The organism is Lactiplantibacillus sp. B652 (genome assembly GCF_023806745.1).
Lineage (GTDB): Bacteria > Bacillota > Bacilli > Lactobacillales > Lactobacillaceae > Lactiplantibacillus > Lactiplantibacillus pentosus.
In genome coordinates this window covers 48,176-71,016 of the sequence record NZ_JAMSKY010000010.1, presented here as the reverse complement: position 1 = coordinate 71,016, position 22,841 = coordinate 48,176, and the positions used below count along the sequence as shown (strand labels likewise).

Sequence of the window (22,841 nt, the reverse complement as noted above, 5' to 3'; positions counted from 1 at the left end):
TAATTAATCTAAATTTTAATTTCAATTGTCCATTTCAAAATAAAATACCATCTGTCATTTTACCATTATTTACTAGTAATGAAAACCACGGGCCCCTATGTAACCGATACCGTCAGCCGTTTTATTTACATCCTTAACTAAATATTAGTCTTTAACCCCATATTTCCAATCGCTGACCCGGGTTCTTTAATTCAGTCGGACAGCATTTCTTAACCGAACATCTGCCCCTAACTGACTTCCATGGTCAAAAATAAAGAACTGGTCAACTGACCAGTCCTCGTTAGTTACGTTTCAAAATTTAGTGATTGTCGTCGGTTTCAATCAAACCATAACGGCCATCGTTACGCCGATAGACGATATTAATTGCGTCGGTTTCCGCATCTTCGTAGATAAAGAAGTCATGGCCGAGCATATCCATTTGCAGAATTGCTTCTTCATTATCCATTGGCTTTAAAGCCACGCGTTTCGTGCGTACAACGTCTAACTTATCGTCCTGATCATTGTCGGCAGCGGCAACTGTTTCATCAGTCGCTGCAAAGTCAATCGCTTTGTAGCCCTTTTCACGGGACTTACGGTTGACCTTAGTTTTATACTTACGGATTTGGCGTTCCAACTTGTCGGTCACCAAATCAACGCTCGCATACATATCAGGAGAAGTTTCTTCTGCCCGGAGAACTAAATAGGGAAGTGGAATAGTGACTTCGACTTTAGCCGTCTTGTCTGGGTGAACTTTTAAGTTGACATGGGCAATTGAGTCAACATTATTGTCAAAGTACTTCTGTAACTTGCCCACCCGTTTTTGAACGTAGTCCCGAATTGCTTGGGTCACTTCGATATTTTCACCGCGAATATTAAAATTTAGCATAGATCTTCTCTCCCTTCACACACATTACTGTGTACCCAAAGTAATTAAAGGACCACTCTCTAATTACTTTGCTTAATTTCATTATAATAGAAAGCGCTACAATAAACAATCCAAACGGCACTTTCCACCGAAATTAACGGGCGAGGGTCAGCCCTGTCACGCTCTTGGCACCGTTTTCTAAAAGCAGGCTGGCCGCATGCCGAATCGTGCGGCCCGTCGTATAAATATCATCGACAATTAAAATCGACTGACCGGTAATATCTGTCGGCGTGGTTAATTTAAACGGCTGGGGCGTCAGCAACCGCGCGTGCCGGTCTTTTTTGGACTGCGGCACTAACTTAGTCGTAGCTTGAGTCGTCAGTACTGCCGCCGTTTCAATCGTGGGTATCCACCCACTCACTTGGTTGAATCCCCGGGTCTGCATCGTCGCGGGCGTGACGGGAATCGTCACAACTATTGCTGCGGTATGGGCGATGCGCTGGCGAACAGCTTGTTGAAGCACCGTCGCAAACACCTGTCGCAATTGATAGTCGCCGCTGAATTTATACTGATGAAAATAAGCTTGCATCGCCTCATTGTAACGAAATAGGGCTTCGTTATGAAAACCAGCTAATGTCGGCCAGCGGGCACAATCGAGACATTGCGTCGGTTGGTCTTGTGCGCGCCCACAACCTGGACAAGCATGGAGACGCTTGATCGACTCAAAGCGTTGCCAGCAACGGTCACAAACCACTGGGCGGCGCATGGGTTGCCAGCTTAATAACCACGGCAAGGTTAACTTAATCTGAATCTGACTTTGACACAATAGGCATGCTGGCACGCAATGCTCGCCCCTTTCGATTGACGGTACGAATCTGGCGCTGTGCTTGCTTAATGTTACGGCCATGCTGCTGACAAATAAACCAGACTAGTCCAGTTGGTCGTGCCTTGCTACGACCGACCCGGCCCGCAATCTGCACCAGCGCCGCCGTCGAAAACACGGCATCATCCGCACCTAAGACAATGACATCGATTCCCGGCAGTGTCACGCCGCGCTCCAGAATCGTTGTCGTAATTAAGTATTGAACGGCTTTATCTCGCATCTGCTGGACCTTCGTCAACCGGTCTGGGTCCGCCGAATGTACCGTCTGCCCCGCCATTTGCGGAAATAACTGTTGGAGCAGATGATGCACGGGCGCCAACTGTTCGATTCGCGCCACAAATAACAAAAAGCGTTGGTACCGCGTCTGATACTGCCGTAACCGTTGAATTAGGCACCGCGGCAACTTGCCGTGTGCTAGTAGCTGGGGCCAGTTGGGCTGCAATCGCACCGTAATCGTCGGCAGTAAGTGTTGATGAAACCGTAATGGCAAATAACTAATCGCTAACTGTCCTCGTCGAACTTGCCGTAACAGCGCCGGACTAGGGGTCGCCGTTAAATACAGTAGTGCGCCATCTGGTTTGAGCGCTTGCTTGACTGCAAATGCCAACCGCGGATTAGCTGCGAATGGAAAAGCGTCAACTTCATCAATAATCAGGACATCAAAGGCGTGGCGAAAACGTAACAATTGATGGGTCGTACAAATCGTCAATTGCGTATATTGATACGGTTCCGGGTCACGGCCATGCAGCACGGCAATTGGCGCATCCGCAAATGCTGCTCGCAATCGGGGCGCCAGTTCCAAACAAACATCGACTCGCGGTGACGCAATGGCCACGCGCCACCGTTGTGCTAAGGCCCAAGTGATCCCGGGAAACAGCATTTCCGTTTTCCCTGCACCGGTCACCGCCCACAATAATTGTCGTTCTCGTGCGGCAAACTTTTCTTGAATCATTTGTGCACACGCGGCTTGTTGGGCCGTTAGCTGACCAGTCCAAGTACAGGTCGGGACCGTTGCAAAAGCATTCGGTTCTGACATATGATAGAGTTTAACGAGGGTGCTGATACGGCCTAGATTCAGACATTGGTAACAATAATACTGCTCGTTCGGTAATTGCGCGCGCTGGCGGTCCAGCTGACTGCCACAGCGTTGACACTGGACCTGGATCGCCGTCACTTGCATCGCTGGCAAAACTTGACAGCCAGCCGGCAAGTCACGCGCGGCCTCGGCGGATAAGGCTAACTGCCGACCATATAGTTCTTGTGCTTGCACGTCTTCACCCCTTTATAGATTACATACGCAAATCATGCTGGAATCCACGAAAGGAATCGATAATTTTGACGAAACCCTATTACACCATTACCCAAGACACGGTCTTTGAACAGACCATCAAGAAATCGCGCTTCATCGCACACCTTTACCGCATTACCAGTGAGGATGATGCCCAGGCTAAAATTGCCGCGGTCCGCGCTGCCAACCCGAAGGCGAACCATAATTGCTTTGCCTACATGCTAGGCGACGACGACCACATTCAACGGATGAGTGATGACGGTGAACCCTCAGGAACGGCCGGCTCCCCAATTCTGGAAGTCCTTAAAGCCAACGACGTTCACGATGTTTTGGCGGTCGTGACACGCTACTTTGGCGGGATCAAGCTGGGGGCTGGCGGCCTAATTCGCGCCTACAACGGGACCCCGGCCGCTGCAATCGAAGCGTGTGGCAAAGTCGAACGGGTTTTACAGATGCGGCTGGCGATTGCTCTTGATTACCGCAACGTCGACGCGTTGAACTATTACTTGCAGCAAAACCAACTGGTCATACTAAATACCGATTACGGCGTTCAAGTCACCCAGACGATCGCAGTGAGTGCAGCAGAGTTAGCCGCGGTGCAAACGGCCATCACTAATTTATTGAGTGGTCAAGTGACCTTCACTGAACAGGGTGAACAGTTTGCGGAAGTACCGGTATCTCAGGATTAAGCTGGATTACCGGTAGTTCTGCTAGATCATATTTAGGATACACAAAAAGCCGAGCACAACTTGCTCGACTTTTTTGCGGTTATTTCAAATCAGTAATGGCACCTGATTGGCCCCGGTCAACTTTCATTGAAGTCAACGGAATGTAACCTAATTTCTTAACCAAACTGCCTTGAACTGACTTGGACGTCATGTACGTCAAGAAGTTCTTTAATTCGCCAGTTGGTTGACCCTTAGTATACATGTGTTCGTATGCCCAGATCTTCCACTTGTTAGTGGCAACGTTGGCTTCAGTTGGTTTAACATTGTCAATGGCTAAGGCTTGAACATCAGACTTAACGTATGAGAACGCTAAGTAACTGATTGCCCCCGGTGTGGTGCTGACGATTTTTTGAACCGTCCCGTTTGAATCTTGTTCTTGGCTCGTTGCCACTTTGGCATTATCTAAGCCCCATTTTTCAAACGTTGCCCGCGTCCCACTACCTTGTGCCCGGTTGACAACGGTGATCTTTTCGTCCTTACCACCGACATCTTTCCAGTTGGTAATCTTGCCTTGGAAAATCTTAACTAATTCTTGCTTAGAAACATTCGTGACCCCGGCATCCTTATTAACGACAGGTGCCATCCCCACAACGGCCACTTTATGATCAACTAACCCTTTGGCGTCTAACCCTTTTTGTTCTTGTGCAAATAAGTCTGAGTTTCCAATATTAACTGAGCCCTTAGCAACTTGGCTAAGGCCGGCACCGGAACCACCACCTTGAACGTTGATCGTCACGTTGGCATGTTCATTTTGGTAAGCTTGGCCAGCTTGTTCGACCAGTGGTTGTAACGCGGTTGATCCGGTTGCCACAATCTTGGTTGTTTTTGAGCTGCCACTACCACTACTACTCGTGTTCTTCGTGCTCGTAGCTGAGCTACTGCCGCAACCGGCTAGTAAAACGGTCATCGTTACTGCCAATGCGCCGAGTGTCAGTGCTTTTTTCATAATTGAAACTCCCCTTCTTCAATTGACTATCAAAATGAAGCAACCAACATGATAACCGTCATCGCATAACTGGGTAGGAGTATTGTTGCTGGTGATGGAGCAGCATCACCACTCGACGGTTACACTTCGTTGATTGCTTGGAACATGCTTAATATTACTGATCGTTTGTAAATTGTGAATGACGATTGTGTAAAATGCTTGTATAGTTTTGGTAAAGTCGAGGTTGATGAACGCAAGCAGCGATAACGAAAAACAGGCACCCGCACGATTGACGTGGCGGATGCCTGTAATAATTTAAAGTGTATTTTCATTTGAATGATATCAGCAGTGACCATTGTCTTAAGCGCGAGGCCATCAATCTGGCAGCCAAACTAACACGGTGGACTCACTCAGAACTGGCAGCAAGTTAGACCACTAACTAACGCGTACTGATGACGTCGCCACCAATCACAATATCAGAGGGCCTTACATTCAACTGATTTGTTGACTTAACTTTTAATGATTAGTCTTGGAAGTCAGCCGGGCAACGGTTCGTTTGATCCAATCGAGTAACGGCTGACGATTATCGCCAGCTAAGCCAATTGCTTCAACGAAGAGTTCCAGTCCCAGTAACAAGCCAATCGTCAGGAGAACTGAACCCCAGATCGATGAAATCGGGTAAAGCAATGAAATGAACGAAAAAATCAATGCAATCCCGTAAATGACCATGACGGTTTGTCGATGGGTCAATCCTAATTGCATCAGCCGGTGGTGCAGGTGATGTTTATCCGCCTGCGAAATCGGCTTTTTATTCAAGATCCGGCGAATCATCGCGTAGACCGTATCCGTGATTGGCACGCCTAAAATCATCACTGGAATCCCAACGGAAATCAACGTCACGTTTTTGAGTCCAAACAGTGAGAACACCGCCGTCATGAAGCCGATGAACAAGGAACCCGTATCCCCCAGATAAATTCTTGCTGGGAAGAAATTGTACGGCAGGAAGCCCATCATCGCTGCAACTAGGGTAAAAATCAGCAGCGACACAAACATGTTGGCATTCAAGAAGAATAACCCGATGATCCCCATCGTCGTGAGTGAAATGATTGAGACCCCGGTCGCTAAACCGTCCAGACCATCAATTAGGTTCACCGCATTGGTGATGGCTAAAATCCATAACAGCGTCACTGGCAAACTTAACCATTGGAAATGAATCAGTCCCAGCAACGGAAAGGTAAAGGTCGTCATTCGGATGCCACCGATAAAGTAAACTTCAAGTGCCGCTAATGTGATACCCAACATCTTCTGACGGGGTTTTAATTCATAAATATCGTCGATAATTCCAGTCGCAATAATAATCAGCTCGCCACCTAATAGCGCGAAAAAGATGCGACTAGGAAATTGGTGCATCAGATAGAGGACAGTTGTCCCGACGGTATAGGAAATAAAAATCGCTAAGCCACCCATTGTTGGCATCGGTATTTTATTGACCCGCCGGACATTCGGTTTGTCCACCGCCCCGATTTTAAATGCGAGCTTCCGCACAAACGGCGTCAAGATTGCAGAAACTATCATGGTTGCCACTAGGCATACTAAAATTTCAAACCTGATCATTTGTGCGCAACCCCCTTCTCACTCTTATTATGATAATTATACAAATCCCAATGACGCTTGACAACTTGCTTCACCAAAACTTAGGAAAGGCAACACAATTCGTTCACATTTGAACCGTCACGTGCTAATCAAACCCTTAAATTATAACCATCGTTACTCATATTATGACACAAAATTAAAAACCCGGCAGTTATACCGGGTTTCAATATCAAGTTACTATTCTTTTAAATGGTAGTTATAAGTCGACACAATAATATTTTCACGCGAATTTAATACCGCGCGTAGCCGTAAGCTGGTCTGGTTATGCAAAATATTCTGCCAAGGCTTTTTAGGCACAAATTGTGGGACCAAAACGGTAGTAGAGAAGTTCCGTTCCGCCGCCCGTTTGGCAATCACATCACAGAAGCGTAACGTTGGCGTGGCAATCGAACGATACGACGAATGAATATCGACGAACCGAACATCCGGGAAGGTTTCTTTGAATTCCGCGGCCGTTTTATGTTCCTTTTCAGGATTTTCATCAAAGGACACGTGCATCGCAATCACGTAATCCCCAATCGAACGCGCATAGTTGACCGCTTGGGCCGTTACCCGCGTAACATTTGAAACGAGCACGATCACCGTAGCCCCGTCATAATCATGAATAGCGGCCTTTTCCTTTGCGACTACCCGCAACTGGGCAGCTACTCGTTTATAATGCACGTGAATCCGGAAGAACATGTAAAGCAACAGTGGCATCACGATTAGGTATGGCCAAACGTTGCCGAAGTGGAGCAAGAATAAGAAGACCACTAGTCCTAACGAAATCAAGGCACCGAGGAAGTTAACAGCGGCTTTCATCCACCACCATTGACCATGTTCGCGCAACCAGTGCACGATCATCCCGGATTGAGATAACGTAAACGGCACGAACACCCCGACCGCGTATAACGGAATCAAGAGCGTCGTCTTACCATGGAAAATAAAGATGAGCGCGATCGCCCCGACGGCTAACGAGATAATCCCATTAGAGTAGCCTAGCCGGTCGCCCCGGTCCATGTAAGCATGTGGCAGGAATTTATCCTTCGCCAAGTTGTACGCCAAGATTGGAAACGCGGAAAAACCGGTGTTAGCGGCAACCGCTAAAATCAAGGCAGTGGCTAATTGGAGCAAGTAGTAGAACAAGCCGTGACCAAAGACCGCCGTCGCAATTTGTGACAGCACGGTATTGTCTGCTTGCGGTTTGATTCCCAAGTAGTAACTCAAATAAGTGATTCCACCAAAGAATACTGCCAACACGAGCGACATAATGGCAAGTGTATTGGCCGCATTTTTACGCTTAGGCCGTTTAAAGTTTGGCACCGCGTTACTGATGGCTTCAACCCCGGTCAGTGATGACGACCCAGAGGAGAAGGCTCGCAGGAACAGTACTAGCGTCATACCTTGTACGGGCGCCCCAACAGCGGCGGATGCATGGTAAGTTAAGTTACCACTCGCAATATTCATAATGCCCCACAGAATCATGCCAATAATCATAATAATGAAAAAGTATACGGGGAACGTTAAGAATGATGCGGATTCACGCATTCCACGCAGATTCAGCGCCATAATTGCGATCACGATCAGTACCGCAATCAGCACTTGGTAATTGGCTAACGCCGGAACTGCCGACGTAATGGCTTCAGTCCCTGAAGTCACTGAAACCGCCACCGTCAGCATGTAGTCGACGAGCAGCGAGCCCCCAGCCACTAGTCCAGCTGGACGACCCCAGTTAGTACTAGCAACCACGTAGGCGCCCCCGCCAGATGGATAAGCCCGGATAATTTGCCGGTACGACATCGTGATGGCAAACAGTAGGACCAGCACTAACGCCGCGACATACAATTGATACATCAAAGCAGCCGCTGAAAGTGTAATTAAGACCGTCGTAATCTGTTCAGTACCGTAAGCCACTGATGATAGCGCATCTGACGACAGCAGCGCCAGGGCCTTGAACTTAGTGAGCGCTTGCCCACCCTCGTCCATGGTTTTTAACGGTTTCCCAATAACTAACCGTTTTAAATAACGCCACATGATAATAACTCCTTTATGTCCAAAATAATTATCCCAAGTAAGCTAAGTCAAAGTAGATTCTACTACTTTAGCTTGATTAATACTACCAGTTAAAACTACCGGGCACGACCAGGTACCCCTGTTTTGCGTTAACGACTAATCCTACCGCTCCATTATGGATAAATCAATACCCATATTTTAGTTGATTTGCACCCCAACAGCATTAAAAAAGCACTTACTCAGCCGAGTAAGTGCTTAATGTTACGATTTGTTTACATCATACCGCCCATACCTGGGTTTGGTGCGGCTGGTGCAGCGGGTGCATTTTCTTCAGGTTTTTCAGCAACAACGGCTTCAGTCGTTAAGAGTAAGGCTGAAACAGATGCGGCATTTTGTAAAGCAGAACGTGTAACCTTAGTAGGATCCACGATACCAGCTTCAATCATGTCGACCCATTCGTCAGTCGCAGCGTTGAAACCAACACCTGGCTTTTGTTCCTTCATCTTTTCAACGATAACGGAGCCTTCCAAACCAGCGTTTTCAGCGATTTGACGAACTGGTTCTTCCAAAGCACGTTTGACAATGTTGATCCCAGTTTGAACGTCACCAGTTTCCTTCAATGCAGCAACGTCTTTGATGACATTGATCAAGGCAGTACCACCACCGGCAACAAAGCCTTCTTCAACAGCGGCCCGAGTGGCGTTCAAAGCATCTTCGATCCGGTACTTGCGTTCTTTCAATTCAGTTTCAGTAGCGGCACCGACACGAACAACGGCAACCCCACCGGCTAATTTAGCTAAACGTTCTTGTAACTTTTCTTTGTCAAAGTCAGAAGTCGTTTCGCTGATTTGGTTACGGATGAATTCAACCCGTTCGGAGATGGCGTCCTTAGAACCCGCACCTTCAACGATGGTCGTGTTGTCCTTAGTAACCGTTACTTTGTTCGCTTGACCTAATTGATCGATCGTCGTATCTTTCAATTCAAGGCCAAGATCGTCAGTGATAACCGTTCCGCCAGTTAAGATAGCGATATCTTGTAATTGTTCCTTACGCCGATCACCAAAACCGGGTGCCTTAACAGCGACAACGTTAAACGTCCCACGCATCTTGTTCAATACTAAGGTTGGTAAAGCTTCGCCAGAAATGTCATCAGCAATGATCAACAATGGCTTGCCTTGTTCAACGATGGATTGTAACAATGGTAAGATATCTTGAATGTTTGAAATCTTCTTATCTGTGATTAAGATATAAGGGTTGTCCAAGTCGGCTTCCATCTTATCATTATCAGTAACCATGTATTGTGATAAGTAGCCGCGGTCGAATTGCATCCCTTCAACAACGTCCAAGCTCGTATCAACACCACGGGATTCTTCAATCGTGATGACACCATCATGACCAACTTTTTCCATGGCTTCAGCAATTAACTTACCAGTTTCTTCACTTGCTGATGAAACAGAAGCGATTTGCGCAATATCTTCTTGCGTCTTAACTTCGTGTGCCATCGCGTGTAATGAGTCAACAGCCGTCTTAGTAGCTTCTTCAATCCCACGACGAATGCCAACAGGGTTAGCACCGGCCGTAACGTTCTTCATACCTTCCGTTACGATGGATTGCGTCAAAACAGTCGCAGTGGTCGTCCCATCACCGGCGATGTCATTAGTCTTTGAAGCAACTTCAGAAACTAACTTGGCACCCATGTTTTCAAAGTGGTCATCTAATTCGATGGCTTTGGCAATGGTAACCCCATCATTAGTAATGGTTGGTGAACCATATGATTGTTCCAATACGACGTTGCGACCCTTAGGCCCTAACGTTGACTTAACTGTGTTAGCTAATTGGTCGACACCTTTTAGCATAGCTGAACGTGCATCTTCAGAGAACTTTAATTCTTTAGCCATTATCCTTATTCACCTCATGAATTTAGTTTATTTTAAATTGCGTCCTTTAAATGGATTAGTCTTCGATTGCAACGATATCTTTTTCGTGCAATACCAAGTACTTATCACCTTGGTACTTCACTTCAGTACCGGCATACTTGTCAAATAAGACTTGATCGCCGACCTTCACGCTGGGGTCAACTTTTGTCCCGTTATCTAAAACACGACCGTCATTGACGGCAACAACCTTGCCGCTTTGGGGCTTTTCCTTAGCGTTATTGGCGATAACAATACCACCAATGGTTTGTTCTTCTTCTTCTTGTTGTTGCAAGATAACGCGATCTCCTAATGGTTTTAACACGTGAATCCCTCCATTTATTCTTTTTTAGCACTCCTGAACCTCAAGTGCTAATTACATTGTCAACTATATCATTTTAATTTGAGATTGCAAGTGATTTGTCAATTATTAGTCAAAGAATGTCAAATCGACTATAATGGGTATTATCGTGTTAATATGTGTTGTGCTTGTTATTATTTTGTATTCATGATAATTAAAATGTGCCAGTTGGTGGATTCCTGTTCGTCAGCCGATGCGCGTCCGATTCCGACCTCCGGGGCTGGCTGACAACGCTGGAACAGGGCGGACATCGATTTGAGCATTGTCAGCCAGCCCCTCCGGTCGGGAAACCGCTCGAATGACGGATGAACGCCCAGCTATCTTGGTACAATTGACCACTGGATATTAAGTGACCGGCCCTTCAGGCAAACTTTTTGATCAGTATTGATGCTGTTTTATGGCATTTTAGTACTGATCAGATTACTTGGATATGATTCACTAATTTCAACGGACACTAGTTTTGAATTTAGTCGATAAAATAGCCTTTGTTTATAATTCGAAACTTTGCTATCTCAAACGACTAAAGAAGATTCTGACAAGCTAAGTGAAGCTGTTTGTCAGGAACCTTAAAGCATTGGTAAAAAGTATTGCTATATGTTGGAGTCGGTCTGACAGTTAAAGTCAAAATGGCCCTGTACCAGGGAATCAACGACTAATCCAACAAAATGTTGGGGCCGCACATGTCTGCCTTTCGAATACCATCCCCGGCTGGAAGGTGTTTCTGACAATGCTCAGCGATGAAATTCCACTTAGCAAGCGTTGTGTGCTTGGTTAGTGGAAGACCAGTATTTAAGACGTGGTTTGTCGGCTTAAATCTGTGTCCATCGCGTTCCAGCGTTGTCAGAAATACCTTCCAGCCGGCGTAGGAAGCATCCACAACAGCAGGTTTACGCAAATTCGCACTGTTTCCAGCGGGTCTCAGCTGGCGGGCTTGAACTCAGAAAACACCATGATTTAATCATGATTCATGATAAATTAACGAACACAATGCGTGTGTTAATGAAAAAATCAAACAAACTTTCAAAAAGGACGTGAGCTGATGGTTAATCGCCGCCAATCAATCTTAATTCTGATTATTTATTTTATTGTTTATGCGCTACCAAGCGTCTTAGTGGCCGCCTTTCATCAACTGGGGTCCCAAGTCTTCTTGATTCAAACGGTCGACTACTTGGTCGGCGCACTGTTATTGCTGTGGCTAGCACGCCGAATGACAGCCAAAAACGCCGTTGAGCAGCAGCGCAGTAACTGGCTGGTCGCCATCCTATGGGGCCTGATTGGGCTCGTCCTAGTCATTGTCGGCCAAGTCCTGATTCTTAAAATAACTGCGATGTTGGGGCAATCGACGGCTTCCAACAATACGTCGACCCTACTCACCGTTGGGCAACAATACCCGGTATTTTTCTTAGCCATTATCGTGGGTGCCCCAATTATGGAAGAAATCGTCTTCCGCAAGGTCATCTTTGGCAACTTGAGTGCGGTGACCGGCAAAATCGGGGCCGCCTTGATTTCGAGCTTTCTCTTCAGCCTCGCCCACGCAGATGGTCATCTAATTCTCTACGCCTTCGTTGGATTGCTGTTCTGCTGGCTCTATCAACATACCGGCCGAATTCAGACTTCGATGACGTCTCATATTTTGATGAACGCTGCGGTCGTAGTACCGACGCTCTTGACTGCACTTCATTAGATTGCGTCGCTTATTCGTTCGTGGCATTAATTTAGACGTTCAAAAAAGCTTCTCCGAAAATTTATTTCAGAGAAGCTTTTTGGTATCATAATCTTGAGATGCATGCGCAGACTAATCTTCATCTTCGTCTGGTTCATCTTGACCGTTGTCACCCAATTGTTGACCATAATGTTCAATAAAGTAAATTAAGGTCTGTAATTCATTGGTTAAATCAACGTTTTGAACCCGCACTGTTTCTGGAACTGAGATCCGCAATGGGGTAAAGTTCATGATGCCTTTAACATTCGCATCAACTAACTCATCGGTAATCTTTTGAACAACCGTTGTTGGCACCGTTAAGATGGCAATTTCAATCTGTTGTTCGATCAATTGCTTTTTGAGTTCCGTCATTGGATAGACGGGAACCCCACTCTGGACCGTATTTGCAATGGCTTCATTAACATCAAAAGCCGCTGAGATCCGGACATTACTATTTTTATGGAAATTAAAATTCAACAGGGCGTGGCCTAAATTACCGACCCCAATCAGCGCGACGTTGGTTAGCGTGTCCTGATTTAGAATTTTTTTGAAAAATGCCAGCAGCGTTTCAACATCGTATCCATACCCGCGTTTACCGAGGGCCCCAAAATACGAAAAATCACGCCGAATCGTTGCTGAATCTACTTTAACCGCCTCGGACAATTCAGTTGACGATACCCGTTTCTTATCTGCGTCTAGTAAAATATTCAAATAGCGATAATAAATTGGTAATCGTTTTGCCGTTGCCCGTGGAATCTTTGTCTCTGCCATTCGGACGTTTCCTCCCAATCAAAAGTTTGTGAATTTGCTGACACTATTCTAGCATAACCTGTGACTTTGTGAAATAATAATTACTTATTATTCCGAATAATTGGGTCGAACCGTAACAATATGCTACAATTATCTCACGAATCAAATGTGAAAGGAGCTTAATAAAGCGTGATTTTACTACAAGTACAGCAAGTTATGCGGCGTTTTGGCGCCGATGTCTTGTTCGATAACGTACAAATGGACATCCAAGAACACGCCCGCGTTGCCTTAGTCGGCCGCAACGGTGCTGGTAAATCAACCTTACTTAAAATGATTGCCGGCGAGACCGTGCCTGACGAAGGCCAAATATCGATGCGCAAGGGTCTAACGATCGGTTACTTAGCTCAAGACCAAGGATTGGATAGTCAAAATACGATCTGGGAAGAAATGAGCAGCGTGTTTGCTGAACTACACGCCATTGAAAAGCGGATGCATGCGCTTGAAAATCAGCTCAGCGACCCCGCCATCATGAACGATGACCAGGCCTACCAACAAACCTTAAAAACTTACGACCAAGTTCAGACAGAATTTCAACAGAAAAATGGCTATGGCTACCAGGCCGAAATCCGTGGTGTCCTACACGGTTTTCAGTTCGATGCCGATGTTTATGACAAGTCGGTCACCGAACTTTCCGGTGGACAAAAAACTCAACTGGCCTTAGCAAAGCTACTACTAGAAAAGCGCGATTTACTGATTCTGGACGAACCGACCAACCACTTGGACGTTGAAACGTTGACGTGGCTGGAAAGTTACTTACAATCCTATGCTGGTGCCCTACTGATTGTCAGCCATGACCGCTACTTCCTAGACCGCGTCGTCAATGAAGTGTACGACCTGTCACATCACGAAATGGTACACTATACCGGGAACTACGACCAGTTTGTGCAAGAAAAGGCCGCTCGGATTCAAGCTCAGTGGAAACATTACGAAAAGCAACAAGCCGAGATTAGCAAGCTTGAAGACTTTGTCAACCGGAATATCGTGCGGGCATCGACGACCAAACGAGCTCAAGCGCGGCGGAAACAGTTGGCCAAGATGGACCGGATCGACCGTCCTGATAGTGATGAAAAAACGGCCCACTTCGGTTTTCACGCTGCGAAGCAAAGCGGCAACATCGTTTTGACCGTCAAGGATGCCGCAGTCGGTTACGACGGGCATATTCTGTCGGAACCGGATAACTTAAACGTTAAGAAGCACGAAGCCATTGCCATCGTGGGTCCAAACGGAATCGGTAAGTCGACTTTTCTCAAGAGTATCCTCGGCCAGATTCCGTTCATCAAAGGCCAGGCCGTCTTCGGTACCGGCGTTGTCACGGGCTACTATGACCAAGAGCAACGCAACTTAAATGACAAAAAGACCGTCTTAAGTGAACTCTGGGACGAACATCCCACCACGCCTGAAAAGGATATTCGGACGATTTTGGGAAGTTTCCTCTTCACGGGTGCCGATGTCGACAAACCGGTTCACGCCCTATCTGGTGGTGAACGGGCGCGGCTATTGCTGACGAAACTCGCGATGCAAAACGATAACTTTTTGATTTTGGACGAACCGACCAATCACTTGGATATTGATAGTCGCGAAGTGTTAGAAGTGGCCCTCAATGATTTTGATGGTACCCTCCTCTTCGTTTCTCATGACCGCTACTTCATCAACCAAGTGGCAACCAGCGTCGTGGAAGTCTCACCGGAAGGAACCGAGCTCTTCCTTGGCGATTACGATTATTATATTGATAAAAAACAGGAACAAGCTGAAATGGCAGCCGCCGCAGCTAGTCAGGCCGCTGAATCAGCAGCTAGCGCTAATGCAGCAGAGCCAAGTTCTGCTGAAAACGCTGCACCCCGCTCAAAGGGCCAGCAAGATTATCAAGCTAGCAAGCAACAGCAACGTGAAAAGCGTAAATTGGAACGAACCGTGGCAGCGCTGGAAGAACAAATGACCACGCTCGATGAGCAAGCCACTAAAATCCAAACTGAAATGGCCCAGCCTGAAGTTTCAGCGGATGTTGGCCGCTTAACAGATCTACAAAAAGAGCTGGATAAAATCAGCGCGCAACAAGAGCAAGTTGAAACTGAATGGACTGAACAAGCTGAGGCTCTGGAAGCCTTTGATTAGGCCGGTTTTATAGCTTTCTCACTAAAATTCGGTTATCCCAGAAGTCAAAATAGTCGCCACAAGTCTTTCCATTGTGGAAGCTTGCGGCGACTATTTTAGTTTGGCACAAATCAGCAGCATTGTAACAGTGATCAGTTTTCGTTTACGGCTATCCTGTTTCAACAGAACCAACTAAAAAATTGGCAGTCGTCCTTAATTTGGACTGACTGCCAATTTTTGATTTATTTCAACATTCCTGGCATCCAGTCAAACTCCAGACTGGGGTCAGCATTGAGGGTCGCATCACCGAATTGGTGGTGTTGATATTGCACATAGCCGGCTGCACCAATCATTGCACCGTTGTCACCACAGAGTTTCAATGGCGCCAAAATGAGTTTGGTGTCTGGAAACGCCGCTGGCAAATCGCGTTGGAGACGTTCACGTAAGCCGCGATTGGCCGCAACGCCCCCCGCCAAGACGAGTTGTTTGACTGGGTATTGCTTCAAGACCCGCAACGTCTTGCTCATCAAAACGTCGACAACACTGGCTTGAAAACTAGCAGCCAAATCGTTTTTATCAAGCGTTTCACCAATCTGGTCAGTATGATGAACTGTATTGATGAAGGCACTCTTCAGCCCGCTAAAGCTGAAATCGTAGTTATCTTCATCAATCATTGCCCGGGGGAAGTTGAAGGTATCGTGACCTTGATGGGCCATCTCATCAATAACTTTCCCCGCTGGATAAGGAACACCCAGCACACGACCTATTTTATCGTAAGCTTCTCCAGCCGCATCGTCTCGCGTCTCACCAATGATTTCAAATTGACCATCCGCCTGCATGTAAACCAGTTCGGTATGGCCGCCAGACACGAGCAGTGCCATTAACGGGAATTCGAACGGTTCCACAAACCGGGCCGCGTAGATATGGCCGGCCATATGGTTAACTGGAATCAATGGTAAATGGTGAGCGTAAGCGACTGTCTTGGCTGCATTAACGCCTACTAATAAGGCCCCGACAAGTCCTGGGCCATAGGTTACAGCAACGGCATCCAAATCGTCGTAGCCCACGTGTGCTTCTTCCAAAGCTGCTTCAATACAAATCGTAATTTGTTCAATATGATGACGGCTGGCAACTTCGGGAACGACGCCGCCAAACCGCTTATGACTATTAATCTGCGTTGCAATCACGTTTGATAAGATCTCGTGGCCGTCCTTGATGACCGCCACACTCGTCTCATCACAACTAGATTCAAACGCTAATATCAAGTTTTGTTTTTCCACGGTTCCCATCCTTTTTAATCGATAATTTTTCGCATGATCCACGCATCTTCATCGGGATCCTGATAGTAGGCCTTGCGCGTGGCGAGCTGTTCAAAGCCCACTTGTTGATACAAGCGCTGCGCAGCAATATTATGTGCGCGCACTTCTAAAAATACCGTGCCGGCTGACAATTGCGCTAAGCATTGCGTTAACAACCACCGGGCGTGCCCTTGACGCTGATACGCCGGGTCGATCGCAATATTCGTAATCTCCGTCTCATCGAGCACCGTCGAACGGCTGATGAAGCCAACGAACGCCCCCTGCCATCGCAATAACGCGTAATGGGCAGTTGATAGCGCCACATCACTGGCAAAAGTCGCCTGTCGCCACGGCGAACCCTGGGCGTACGCCTTGGTCGCTAGTTGGTAACAAATCTGAGCAACCTGTTCAGCCGGCAAGTCAGACGCCGTCACCAACTGCCGTTCAGTCATTGGCCGCAACCGGAATTCGATACGTCATATCGATGGCATCTTCGTGGTCGCCAAAATAGTAGCGCTTTTTAATGCCAGTCTTTTCAAAACCGAGGTCCTGATAGAGTTGCTGCGCCGTCGTATTACTGTAACGAACTTCTAACGTGACGGTTTGATAATTTAGTTTCCGAGCACGTTTCATCATCACTTGCATCATAAAATGCCCAAGGCCGCGACCTTGTACGTCCGGATGAACGGCAATATTAGTGATATGGGCATCTTGCCGCCGGTCATCGAAGACACAGCCACAAAATGCAACGAGTCGGTCTTCATGGCGCATCACAATATAAAAACGACCACTTTGCCGTCGTAACTCGGTCTTAAACGCATTCTCGTCCCACGGCGTTTGCCCGGCATACACCGCTCGTTCAATCGCCAACATTTCAGGCACATCCGTAATTAACGCGCGTGACACATAGTAGTTCGTCGCACCAACTTGGACGATATGATTTTGGATGGCGAGGACGCGTTGACGTCGTTGATTGCCACCAGTTCTGATTTTCTGAAAGTACTCCTTAAATTTTTTCAACATAGGGCGCATGTTCCTTTTCTGGGTGCTTGGCTTGCCAATCACGTTCGGCTTGCGTTAACCGCAAGTAGTTCGGCACAAAATTATGAATTTCACTGACAGGGGTCATCGTCCGGCCCATCAAGCCCAAAACGGCTGCTTGTGGCAGATCAAATTGCGGTTGAGCCCGGACAAACTGGGTCGTTAACTGTTGCTGTAATGGCGCAGCGTATTTATCCACGTCACTACCAATAAAGATAATCGGTTCATTATAAGCCGCTAATTGTTCCCCCCAGGCTGCAACACTCACATGTTGGTCGGCGATGATGTTCACTGGGCGCTGGTTTTCAATGCGATAGAGTCCGGCAAAGACGTTGTCACGCCGCGCATCAAATAGTGGCGCAACGAGTTGTCCTTCCGTAACGACATTGCCAGCCAACACAGCGAGACTTGAAACGCCGACTAACGCCTTGTTTAATGTAAAGGCCAGCGTCTTTGCAGTCGTAACGCCAATTCGCAATCCCGTGTAGGACCCCGGTCCGGCCGCCACGACGACCCGCTCGAGTTCTTCTGGCTTTACCTTAGCTTGGGCCATCGCCTGTTCGATGATTGGTAATAATGTACTACTATGATTTCGGCCAACGTTCGTGGTCGTTGTGGCCAAAATCTGGGTATCGTCTAGTACGGCGACACTTAAGGGCCGATTTGAAGTATCAATCGCCAACAACTTCATAATATTAAAACTCCTCATTTTGAATTACTTCACATATCTTATCATAATTTGCTTACTTTTAAAGCTTTACGGGTGCAACCAACCAATTCAATTTTCAAACAATTGATGACTCACCTCGATAGTTTCCTGTCATCCTTACCAATTGTTAAATTGTAAGCACAATGTAAATATCATTTACATAACTTATACATATACTTCACGTATCCTTGTCAACACATTTACAATACCTTGTTATGCTACACAAGTAACTAAAATTACTTGGAGGTAATTGGAAACTATGTCAAAAGTAAGTAAGTCTTTATTAGGTCTTTCGTTCATTTCAGTTTTAGGTTTGGGTCTTGCAGGTTGTGCCAGCGGAACCAGCGCACAATCCGGTAGCGACAGTTCGGATAAGAGCAAAACGATTACGGTCGTCTTCTATCCAAACGAATCGGCCAAGAGTTTTGCCGGCTCACGGACAGCAATCAAGAAAGCTGTTGAAAAAGCCACGGGCAAGACGGTCAAGCTACAAACGACCACGGATTACAACGTTGCGATTCAAGCGATTGCTTCAGGTAAAGCCCAAGTCGCTTACATGGGGGCCAACGGTTATATCCAAGCACATCACAAGAGCAAGGACGTTGTGCCATTCGCCGCACAATCTGATGCTAAGGGGACGTTGAAAGACGCAACCTATAACTCATACTTAATGGTACAACAAAAAGACGCCAAAAAGTATGAAGAAAACGGTAAGTACAGTATTAAGAATGTTAAGGGCAAGAAAATGTCCTACGTTTCAAACAGTTCCACTTCTGGTTTCTTAGTGCCAACGGCTGAAATCTCCCGTGAATTTAACATTAAAACATCCGACCAAGATAAGTTGACGCAAAGCGGCCAATTCTTCAGTAAAGTACTTTACGGTGGTTCACACCAAGGCTCAGCCGTTAACTTGATCAAGGGTGACGCAGACGTTGCCACCTTTGATGACGCTGACTTGATGCCATATTTGAAAGTCACTAAGGGGTCATGGGACAAAGTTGGTTCAACGTTCACGGTCAAAGACAATGCCGACGCGCCATTCACGAGTTTAACTGGCAAGTCCGTTGTCAACATCGCGATGATGCCAGTTCAACAAGGCCCATGGGTTTACAACACCAAGGCGCTCAGCAAGGACGACCAAAAGAAGATCGCTACTGAATTTACATCAAAATCATTTGCACAAAACAAGCAGATCTTCTCAGAACCAAACGCCAAGACACCAATGATGTTCCCTAAGAAGTCTGACAAGTCTAAATTAGTTAAAGTTACCGACAAATGGTACGCGCCAACACACAAGTTAGTGGGTTACTAAACCACGTACCATTAGTTCACAATGAAAGGATTTGCCCATGCTCAAGGTTATTCAGCTAGATAAAACTTACGGTTCCAATAAGCACTCGCTCAAAGCCGTCAACTTCACGGCTAAACCCGGTGAAGTGACTGCCATCATTGGGCCATCCGGTGCTGGTAAGACGACGATTTTACGGAGTATCAATCAATTAATTCGCGATGACAGTGGTCAGATTTTGCTCGATGATACAGACATTCGCCAGGCTAACAAGTCCGAGTTGCGGAAGATTCGTCACCACATTGGCATGATTTTCCAAAACTACAATTTGATCAGTCCATTAACGGCCTTAGAAAACGTCTTACATGGTCGTTTGGGCGCTAAATCAACGGTTGCTGGCATGCTCGGCTTGTACAGTCCTGCCGAAAAGCAGGAAGCCTTACAACTACTCGATGAAGTTGGTTTGAAAGAATACGCTTATCAACGTTGCGACCAATTAAGTGGTGGTCAACAACAACGGGTCGGGATTGCGCGTGCACTCATGCAGCATCCGAAAATGATTCTGTGTGACGAACCGATCGCGTCACTTGATCCGAAGTCCACGACCATCGTGATGGATATTTTGCGGCGCTTAGCGAAGGAAAAACAACTCATTATTCTCATTAATTTACATCAAGTTGATATTGCGATGGCTTACACGGATCACATTGTTGGCATCAACAGCGGCGCCATCGTCTTTGAAGGCGCTACGAAGGATGTTGACGACGCCGTCTTACAAGCGATTTATCGCCAGTCGGAGCAACCAGCGACGGTGACTGCCAATGAAAACTAATCCAATGACTCCGGAACGGTTTTTCCGGCAACGGCGTCTTCGCCTATCCGTCGTCCTACTCATCTTGATTGGGATTTATGTCATCTCGATGGCATTGGTCAATTTTCAGGCCTGGGCATCGATCAGTAAAATTCCAGCCGGGTTAATGTGGTTGTTTACGAACTTTATTCCGACGAGTCGCTCGATTTCTTATTTAGGACCGATTCTCTATCAGCTGTGGCGAACCTTGCTTGTGGCAATTTCATCAACAATGGTCGCCAGTCTATTCGCCCTGGTATTTGCCATTTTGGGTGCGAAGACAACGACCCCGACGCCAGCACTTCGCTGGGGCATTCGCTTCGGCGCTTCCCTATTGCGGAATATCCCAGTGGTCGCTTGGGCGATGATCCTCTTATTTTCGTTCAAGCAGAGTGACTTCACCGGCTTTTTAGCCCTCTTCTTCATGACATTGGGTTACTTGACCCGGGCCTTTACGGAAACGATTGAAGACCTAGACGCTGAAAAGCTGCAAGCACTCCAAGCCGTTGGCGCCAATTATTTTCAATGCGTTTTTTGCGGCGTGTTGCCCGAAGCTGCTAGTACCTTGACCAGCTGGGTGCTCTACATGATTGAAAACAATTTGCGAGATGCGACTTTAGTTGGCTTACTGACTGGAACGGGAGTCGGGTTCCTGTTTGACTACTATTTCAAGGCCTTTCGTTACGATGCGGCCGGCCTGATTGTTTTGTTAATTGCGATCTTAGTCATTGTCTTAGAATTAACTTCTAATCGAATTCGGAGGGCGATTGCATGATTGAAAATAGTCAACCAAAACCACAAGTGCTCCACCCATCAGCGCCACCCACTAATCGAATTTCGCTAGTGACGAAGCCCCGTAAAATTCTGCGCGGCGTCATGCTGAGTTTGGCACTGATCACCATCTATTCACTAATCACGCTCAACACGGCTAACTTAGCGATTAGCGATGCGTTACACAGTTTAGGCCTTAATCTGAACGCCATGTTCTTGCATCCAAGCATTGGTCAAGATACTTGGTCGCAGCTCTTACGGGCCCTACTAACCAGTGTTTCACTCGCAATGTTAACCACCTTACTAGGTGCACTGATTGCCTTTTTCATCGCACTCGGAGCTGCACGTAACTTAGCCCCGAGCTGGCTTGCAACCAGTATCAAAGCAGTCATGGCCTTCATCCGCGCGATTCCCACGATTTTGTGGGTCCTGATTTATTCAGTCGTGATGGGTCTTGGCGCCAGCGCTGCGGTGGTTGGGCTCACGTTCCATAGTGTCGCTTACCTGGTCAAGGCTTACTCTGAAAGTATTGAGGAAACTTCAGCAGATACCATCGAAGCCCTCAAGGCCAGCGGGGTTGGCTTCTGGCCAATCGTTTTTCAGGCAATCTTGCCTTCGATTATTCCGGCACTGCTCAGCTGGACGTTTATCCGGTTTGAAATCAACTTTGCAAATGCCGTCGCAGTTGGTGCTGCGGCTGGAGCTGATGATATCGGCTACTTCCTCTTCATGGCGGGCAGTTTCTACTTCGACTTCCATGAGGTTGGTTTGATTGTCTACCTACTCTTAGGTGTCGCAATCGTACTCGAATTGGTTTCTATGCGGTTACGCGGACACTATCTGAAGCAAAATTAAGTTACTCAAAGGAGTTATCTCGAATGACAATTAACGCAGTAATTTTTGATTGGGCTGGTACCACGATTGATTATGGTAGCCGCGCACCAATCGTCGCCTTTCAAAAGGCTTTTGAAAATGTTGGTATTCAAATCTCTGAAGCCGAGATTCGTCAAGATATGGGTCTCGACAAGTACACGCATATCCATAAGATCATGGACTTGCCTGCCGTTCAAAATGACTGGCAAGCGCGCTTCCAAGTCTTACCTACTGAAGATGACTGCAATCAAATTTTCAGTGACTTCAAGGCCATCTTACTGAGCTCATTGACTGAATTTGGCCAATTGAAGCCAGGTATGTCTGATGTGATTGAGTATTTGAACACGCACCATATTAGCTATGGGACGACGACTGGTTACGATGCTGAAATGCTGGCACTGGTCTTGCCAATTGCCGCCCGTCAAGGCTACCAACCAGCGGTCAACATTACTTCTGAACAAACCAACGGGGTCGGTCGGCCCGTCCCAGATATGTTGGCCTTGGCTGCTGAACAACTCAACATTACTGACCCAACGACGGTCATGAAAGTTGGCGATTCGGTCAATGACATTCTGGAAGGTAACAACGCCAATGCGGTGAGTGTCGGTATCATTGATGGCAGCAATATTATGGGGCTCTCTGAAATTGCCTTTAACGCCCTCAGTTCTGCCGAACAAGCTGAACGCCGGGCCCAAGTGACCGCTGAATACCAACGTGCGGGTGCGGACTACATTCTGCAATCGATGGCGGAACTACCAGCGTTAATCGCGCAAATCAATCAACCCGTTGCCACTGATCATTAGCAAGCAAGGAGCACAATC

At 46.9% G+C, this 22,841-nt stretch carries 21 protein-coding genes; 8 read left to right on the top strand and 13 right to left on the bottom strand.

Going from position 1 to position 22,841, the window contains the following annotated elements; genetic code table 11:
- Positions 1-298: 298 nt before the first annotated feature.
- The 3 genes from hpf to MZO40_RS12410 all read right to left on the bottom strand — a co-directional run bounded on the left by hpf (position 299) and on the right by MZO40_RS12410 (position 2,997).
- Positions 299-865, bottom strand: coding sequence for a ribosome hibernation-promoting factor, HPF/YfiA family (hpf, locus tag MZO40_RS12420; protein WP_003637821.1), 567 nt, complete (start codon positions 863-865; stop codon positions 299-301).
- Between the two features lie 133 nt (positions 866-998).
- Positions 999-1,610 (bottom strand): ComF family protein, encoded by a 612-nt coding sequence (locus MZO40_RS12415; RefSeq protein WP_225367214.1) that lies wholly within the window; start codon positions 1,608-1,610, stop codon positions 999-1,001.
- A 34-nt stretch (positions 1,611-1,644) separates the two neighbouring features.
- Entirely contained in the window at positions 1,645-2,997 is a 1,353-nt protein-coding gene (locus tag MZO40_RS12410; protein ID WP_105961333.1) for a DEAD/DEAH box helicase, read from the bottom strand.
- A 65-nt stretch (positions 2,998-3,062) separates the two neighbouring features.
- On the opposite strand from MZO40_RS12410, the gene MZO40_RS12405 reads away from it, so the two are divergent.
- A complete protein-coding gene (locus MZO40_RS12405) occupies positions 3,063-3,704 on the top strand; it encodes a YigZ family protein (protein WP_105961334.1) in 642 nt (213 codons plus the stop codon).
- A 79-nt stretch (positions 3,705-3,783) separates the two neighbouring features.
- Here the strand turns inward: MZO40_RS12405 and MZO40_RS12400 are convergent, their stop codons facing one another.
- The 5 genes from MZO40_RS12400 to groES form a co-directional block, all read right to left on the bottom strand.
- Positions 3,784-4,689 carry a phosphate ABC transporter substrate-binding protein gene (locus tag MZO40_RS12400; RefSeq protein WP_003637817.1) on the bottom strand — a complete coding sequence of 302 codons (906 nt, stop codon included), beginning with the start codon at positions 4,687-4,689 and terminating at the stop codon, positions 3,784-3,786.
- A 495-nt stretch (positions 4,690-5,184) separates the two neighbouring features.
- A complete protein-coding gene (locus MZO40_RS12395; RefSeq protein WP_082230276.1) occupies positions 5,185-6,282 on the bottom strand; it encodes a glycosyltransferase family 4 protein in 1,098 nt (365 codons plus the stop codon).
- Between the two features lie 216 nt (positions 6,283-6,498).
- On the bottom strand, positions 6,499-8,334 hold the full coding sequence (locus tag MZO40_RS12390) for an APC family permease (RefSeq protein ID WP_252133309.1): 1,836 nt from the start codon (positions 8,332-8,334) through the stop codon (positions 6,499-6,501).
- Positions 8,335-8,585: 251 nt separating this feature from the next.
- Positions 8,586-10,211: a chaperonin GroEL gene (groL, locus tag MZO40_RS12385; RefSeq protein WP_003637814.1), complete on the bottom strand. Its 1,626-nt coding sequence runs from the start codon at positions 10,209-10,211 to the stop codon at positions 8,586-8,588.
- 55 nt (positions 10,212-10,266) lie between these two features.
- Positions 10,267-10,551 (bottom strand): co-chaperone GroES, encoded by a 285-nt coding sequence (groES, locus tag MZO40_RS12380; protein WP_003637813.1) that lies wholly within the window; start codon positions 10,549-10,551, stop codon positions 10,267-10,269.
- Between the two features lie 1,075 nt (positions 10,552-11,626).
- Here groES and MZO40_RS12375 point away from each other — a divergent pair.
- A complete protein-coding gene (locus MZO40_RS12375) occupies positions 11,627-12,271 on the top strand; it encodes a CPBP family intramembrane glutamic endopeptidase (RefSeq protein WP_105920649.1) in 645 nt (214 codons plus the stop codon).
- 111 nt (positions 12,272-12,382) lie between these two features.
- On the opposite strand, the gene MZO40_RS12370 is transcribed toward MZO40_RS12375, so the two are convergent.
- Positions 12,383-13,060: a redox-sensing transcriptional repressor Rex gene (locus tag MZO40_RS12370; protein ID WP_050339161.1), complete on the bottom strand. Its 678-nt coding sequence runs from the start codon at positions 13,058-13,060 to the stop codon at positions 12,383-12,385.
- Positions 13,061-13,228: 168 nt separating this feature from the next.
- Between MZO40_RS12370 and MZO40_RS12365 the strand changes: the two genes are divergently transcribed.
- A complete protein-coding gene (locus tag MZO40_RS12365) occupies positions 13,229-15,211 on the top strand; it encodes an ABC-F family ATP-binding cassette domain-containing protein (RefSeq protein WP_105961336.1) in 1,983 nt (660 codons plus the stop codon).
- A 221-nt stretch (positions 15,212-15,432) separates the two neighbouring features.
- On the opposite strand, the gene tsaD is transcribed toward MZO40_RS12365, so the two are convergent.
- From tsaD to tsaB, 4 genes are read right to left on the bottom strand one after another with little or no spacing between them, the layout of a single operon-like run.
- The gene (gene tsaD, locus MZO40_RS12360) at positions 15,433-16,479 is read right to left on the bottom strand and encodes a tRNA (adenosine(37)-N6)-threonylcarbamoyltransferase complex transferase subunit TsaD (RefSeq protein ID WP_252133308.1); all 1,047 of its coding nucleotides are present in this window, start codon (positions 16,477-16,479) and stop codon (positions 15,433-15,435) included.
- A gap of 5 nt (positions 16,480-16,484) precedes the next feature.
- Positions 16,485-16,940 carry a ribosomal protein S18-alanine N-acetyltransferase gene (gene rimI / locus MZO40_RS12355; protein WP_101874002.1) on the bottom strand — a complete coding sequence of 152 codons (456 nt, stop codon included), beginning with the start codon at positions 16,938-16,940 and terminating at the stop codon, positions 16,485-16,487.
- Positions 16,933-17,511: a ribosomal protein S18-alanine N-acetyltransferase gene (gene rimI / locus MZO40_RS12350; protein WP_050339165.1), complete on the bottom strand. Its 579-nt coding sequence runs from the start codon at positions 17,509-17,511 to the stop codon at positions 16,933-16,935. The genes rimI (MZO40_RS12355) and rimI (MZO40_RS12350) overlap by 8 nt, the downstream gene beginning before the upstream one ends.
- Entirely contained in the window at positions 17,495-18,220 is a 726-nt protein-coding gene (tsaB, locus tag MZO40_RS12345) for a tRNA (adenosine(37)-N6)-threonylcarbamoyltransferase complex dimerization subunit type 1 TsaB (RefSeq protein ID WP_105961337.1), read from the bottom strand. The genes rimI (MZO40_RS12350) and tsaB overlap by 17 nt, the downstream gene beginning before the upstream one ends.
- Positions 18,221-18,497: 277 nt before the next feature.
- On the opposite strand from tsaB, the gene MZO40_RS12340 reads away from it, so the two are divergent.
- From MZO40_RS12340 to phnX, 5 genes are read left to right on the top strand one after another with little or no spacing between them, the layout of a single operon-like run.
- Positions 18,498-19,550 (top strand): phosphate/phosphite/phosphonate ABC transporter substrate-binding protein, encoded by a 1,053-nt coding sequence (locus MZO40_RS12340; RefSeq protein WP_252133307.1) that lies wholly within the window; start codon positions 18,498-18,500, stop codon positions 19,548-19,550.
- Positions 19,551-19,587: 37 nt separating this feature from the next.
- Positions 19,588-20,358 (top strand): phosphonate ABC transporter ATP-binding protein, encoded by a 771-nt coding sequence (gene phnC / locus MZO40_RS12335; protein WP_021336650.1) that lies wholly within the window; start codon positions 19,588-19,590, stop codon positions 20,356-20,358.
- Entirely contained in the window at positions 20,348-21,151 is an 804-nt protein-coding gene (phnE, locus tag MZO40_RS12330) for a phosphonate ABC transporter, permease protein PhnE (protein WP_021336649.1), read from the top strand. Before phnC ends, phnE begins: the two co-directional genes overlap by 11 nt.
- Positions 21,148-22,002, top strand: coding sequence for an ABC transporter permease (locus MZO40_RS12325; protein ID WP_105920653.1), 855 nt, complete (start codon positions 21,148-21,150; stop codon positions 22,000-22,002). Before phnE ends, MZO40_RS12325 begins: the two co-directional genes overlap by 4 nt.
- Positions 22,003-22,025: 23 nt before the next feature.
- Complete coding sequence (phnX, locus tag MZO40_RS12320) at positions 22,026-22,823, top strand: phosphonoacetaldehyde hydrolase (protein WP_105961338.1); 798 nt, start codon at positions 22,026-22,028, stop codon at positions 22,821-22,823.
- The last annotated feature ends 18 nt before the right edge of the window (positions 22,824-22,841 follow it).